A 4,736-nucleotide genomic window follows, 5' to 3' on the forward strand; every position below is an offset into this window, starting at 1 on the left:
CCATCAGTTAGTTTAGTAACAATATTTTTTATTCTTGTCCATTCCCAAGTATCTGGAATGTCAAAAGGAAGTTCATCATCAATACAAACAGGTTCACCTTTCTTACCAATCTTCTCATAAAAATGTCCATTTTTTCTGAAAATAAATGATTCTTTATTATTCCTTTTAATTTTTTTCTCCTTGATTAATTTCTCTTTTTCCGCACGAATCTTTTCTAATAAAACAGAAGCGGGTTCATCATTTGAATCTTGAGGAACTAATTTACCTTCCATTGCCAATTGAAGTATTGAATTTTTTAAATCTTCAGCTTTCATAAAAAATACTCCTATTCAATATCTAATAGTTTTTTAATTTCAACTAAAGTTTTATCAATCTTAGCTTCAAGTTCTGCTCTTTCTTTTTGATAATTTTCAATTAACTCATCTGGAGGTAAAATTATCTCTTCTTCATGTGGGAATCCACATAAATCTAAATTATAGTTATTGTCCTTAATTTCATCGATTGTATATAATCTGGCTTTATCAAAGCCGTCAGTTTCAATAGGTTGTTTATCATCCCACCAGGATACACAATCGTCAAAATGTTCTAATTTCATTGGCTTTGTTTTGGAAAAGTGTTTATAACCTTCAGGCATGTCAACTCTATAAAACCAAGTTTCTTTAGTTCCTTCACTTGATTTATCAAAAAATAAGATATTTGTAGTGATGCTCGTATATGGTGCAAAAACACTTCCAGGAAGTCTAATAACCGTATGTAAATTAAATTCATTTAATAGTTTCTTTTTAATGGATACTTTTATGTTATCTGTTCCAAATAAGAATCCATCAGGTAGAATTACAGCAGCCCGACCATTTTCTTTTAATCTATACATGATAACTGACATGAATAAATCAGCAGTTTCAGAACTTCTTAAATCTTTAGGGAAATTATCTTGCACTGTTTTTTTCTCACTTCCACCATAAGGAGGATTCATTATTACAACATCAAATTTTTCATCTTCTGTATAATCCATTACATTTCTATCAAAAGAATTTCCATGGATAATATTTGGATTATCAAGATCATGTAAGAGCATATTAGTCGCACAAAGCATATAAGGTAAAGCTTTCTTTTCTATACCAAATACTGCATTTTTATATAATTCACGATCGTCTGTTGAGGAAACTTTTTTATCTAATATGTTAAGTACTGAAGTTAAAAATCCTCCAGTTCCACATGCAAAATCAGCTATTTTTTCATTTAGCTCTGGATGTAACATTAATGCCATGAAATCAGTTACTGCACGAGGAGTATAGAATTCTCCGGCATTCCCTGCACTTTGTAAATCTTTAAGTATTTTTTCATAGATTTCACCAAAGGCATGTTTATCATTATAATCATCAAAATTCAAATCATCAATAATGTTTATAACTTGTCTTAGAAGAACACCGTCTTTCATATAGTTATTATTGTCTTCAAAAACATCTTTAACGATTTTTTGACCAATGGGTGTGTCTGGGGATATCTCTAAATTTTTAAGTGTTGGAAACAAATCTTGATTTATGAAATTAAGTAATTCATCGCCAGTTTTAGCTTTACCATCTTTTTTATCAACAGCCCAATTTCTCCATCTTAAATGTTCTGGAATGATTGATTTATAATTATCTTCATAAATTTCCCATTCTTCTTCTTGAGTATCATATATCTTTAAAAATAGTGCCCAGGTCATTTGTTCGATTCTTTGAGCATCTCCATTTACACCAGCGTCATTACGCATGATGTCTTGAATACTTTTAACAAAATTATTTAAATCCATTTTTTAACCCTCTTAATCAATATATATTTCTTTTTGCAAATCTTGAACTGCATTTAAAAATCCGTCACGGCCGCCAAATTCACTTACAATCTTTTTAGTGCTTGCAATTCTTCTGAAAGGGTCATTTTCAAGGATTCTAATATTTTCTATATCTTTTATTCCTTCGCTAGAATACTTATCGAGTAATCCTTCAAGTACTTGGCGAGCAATACCTTCATATTTATTTAGGTAATTTCGTTTTTTAACATTATTAGCTCTTTCAGCACGAGTAAGTGGTTCTTTATCGAATGCAATATGGCAAATTAAATCAAAGTCATCCATTTCATAATTGCCAGAAGATTCACGTAATTCATCTAAAAAGATTTCATGTTGGTATAATTCATCAATGATTGCTTGTTTTTTATCATATGAATTCCATGTTTTTATAAATTCTTCCAATGTGGAATATTCTTTTAAAATATTGCTTCTAGTAAAATCAATGAAATTTTCGGTTAATAAATTACCATTTTCATCATAACATTGGTTTTGTTCTAAAATAACTGTAACTGGAACACCATTAATTCTTGGAACAACTTTAGGTTCTTCTACTAGAGGTTCGTCAGGAACTTCAATAGGTTTTGGAGGAATGCCATCAAAGATAACAACTGGTTCACCATCAAATGCAGGATCAGCAAATTTACGAGTATTGTTTCTGAAGTCCATAATTGTAAAGAAATTTTTTCCTAAATCTTCACGTAATCTAGTGCCTCTACCTATAATCTGTTTGAATTCTGTCATTGACCCAATGTTCTTATCTAAAACTATTAATTTAGTAGTTTTTGAATCAACGCCTGTTGACATTAACATTGAAGTTGTTGCAATAACTGGATATTTTTCATGAGAATCTATGAAGTAATCCAATTGGGATTTACCAAATTCATCATTACCGGTTATTCTTACAACATATTTAGAATTTTCAGCAACCAAATCATTATTTGCATTAACAAGTGCTTGTCTCATTCTTTCTGCATGATTTGTATCTACACAAAATACAATTGTTTTATCAAACCTGTTAGTTCTTTTCAAATATTCTGTTATTTTAGAAGCAACGATTTCTGTCCTTTCGTCAATTATAATGTTTTTATCAAAATCTAGAGTATTATAAATTCTATCTTCAACGGGGTTGCCATGTATATCCAATTTATCTTTAGGCGGCCTATATCCATGGGCATCAATGTCAGTTAATATTCTAATTACTTTGTAAGGAGCTAAAAATCCATCTTGGATTCCTTGTTTTAAACTATATGTATAAATTGGTTCTCCAAAATAGTTAATATTTGAAACTTTTTTTGTTTCTTTTGGTGTTGCTGTCATACCAATTTGAGTTGCAGAACTAAAATATTCTAAAATTTCTCTCCATTCTGAATCAGCTTTAGCACTGCCTCTGTGACATTCATCAACAAATATTAAATCAAAAAACTCGGGGTCTAAATCTTCATAAGGTTGTTTATCAGTATCTGGAGTAACTAATTGTTGGTAAAGTGCGAAAAATACTTCATAAGAACTATCTAGTTCATGTTTTTGAACTTTGGTCATGACTTTTTCAAATGGTTTGAAGTCCTGTGCCATAGTTTGGTCAATGAGAATATTTCTGTCTGCCAAATACAAAATTTTCTTTTTAGTTCCAGATTTCCATAATCTATGGGCAATTTGAAATGCAGTGAATGTTTTCCCAGTGCCTGTTGCCATAACTAGTAAAATTCTATCTTTTCCATTTGCAATTGCCTCAATTGTTCTATTAATTGCAATTCTTTGATAATAACGGGGAATTTTAGGTTTTTGCCCATTATCTACATGATACGGTTCTCTTATTATGTATTCAACATCATCAGAAATTTTCTTTTCATGAATCATCCTTTCCCATAACTCTTCGGGTGAGGGAAATTCATTTAAATAAAGTTCTCTTTCTTTTCCAGTTAACATATCGTGCTCTAAAAATCCGCTACCATTGGAACTGTATACAAAAGGAACATCTAATATTTCGGCATAATGTATTCCTTGCTGCATACCATCGCCAATAGCATGTTTTTGATCTTTAGCTTCAACAACAGCTAAAGGTAAATTTGGTTTATATGAAAGAAGATAATCTGCTCTTTTTCTCGCACCTCTTTTTGCTTTCCTGCCTCTGATTATCATTTGTCCGTCAGTAAATGAATATTCAAAACGAATTTGGGTTTTATCCCATCCGGCATTTTCAATTGAAGGTGTAATGAATTGATATTTAACATCTTCTTCAGAATAATTATTGTAACTCATTATTGACACAACATTATAATTTTATTAATATATAGTTTATTTTTTGATAAAATAAACTTTTTTATATGATAATAATTACCTAAAGTTAATAAAAGAAAAGATAGTTATTGAAATATTTCTAATCCATTGTTTTTACACTGCTGAAGATTATCAACAAAAATATCTTAAAAAAATCTACAAGTGCCATATTGATTTAGATTAAATAAATGATACTAAATTCAACCATTTAACAAAAGAATATTATAAAATAAAATAGCCATCTATAATTAAAACATCATTTAATGGTAAATATAATGATTTTTTTGAAGATAATGTATATGTAGATATTATAAAAAGGAAAGTTTTATTTTTTTGAGGATAAAATCAATTCTAAAATGTAGTTAACTATCATTTCCAGAACCAATCAATAAATCATGCAATTACAAAAAATAAAGATTTTTCTCATGTAACAACATGTATAGAAATTAAAAGTGCAAAATCCAATTCACACTTGAAATTTATTCCATGATAACAATGAAATATACCATATAAACTCTTCTTCATTAAAAAAAGATAAAATTAAATAAATTATTAATAAAATATTATATGATGAACTTAGAAAAAATTAAACATCCAGAATTAAAAAATCATATTAATATGATTTATA

General features: G+C 28.9%; 3 protein-coding genes. All 3 read right to left on the reverse strand.

Annotated elements, in window-relative coordinates; all coding sequences use genetic code 11:
* Nucleotides 1-314 (reverse strand): hypothetical protein (locus tag ACR0P1_RS07490; RefSeq protein WP_432645782.1); only part of this gene is annotated, 314 nt, incomplete at its 3' end.
* Between the two features lie 11 nt (nt 315-325).
* On the reverse strand, nt 326-1,795 hold the full coding sequence (locus ACR0P1_RS07495; protein WP_432645783.1) for a type I restriction-modification system subunit M: 1,470 nt from the start codon (nt 1,793-1,795) through the stop codon (nt 326-328).
* A gap of 12 nt (nt 1,796-1,807) precedes the next feature.
* A complete protein-coding gene (gene hsdR, locus ACR0P1_RS07500; protein ID WP_432645784.1) occupies nt 1,808-4,090 on the reverse strand; it encodes an EcoAI/FtnUII family type I restriction enzme subunit R in 2,283 nt (760 codons plus the stop codon).
* Nucleotides 4,091-4,736: the final 646 nt, after the last annotated feature.

Origin of the sequence: Methanobrevibacter sp. (genome assembly GCF_050872065.1) — an archaeon.
Classification (GTDB): Archaea; Methanobacteriota; Methanobacteria; order Methanobacteriales; family Methanobacteriaceae; genus Methanocatella.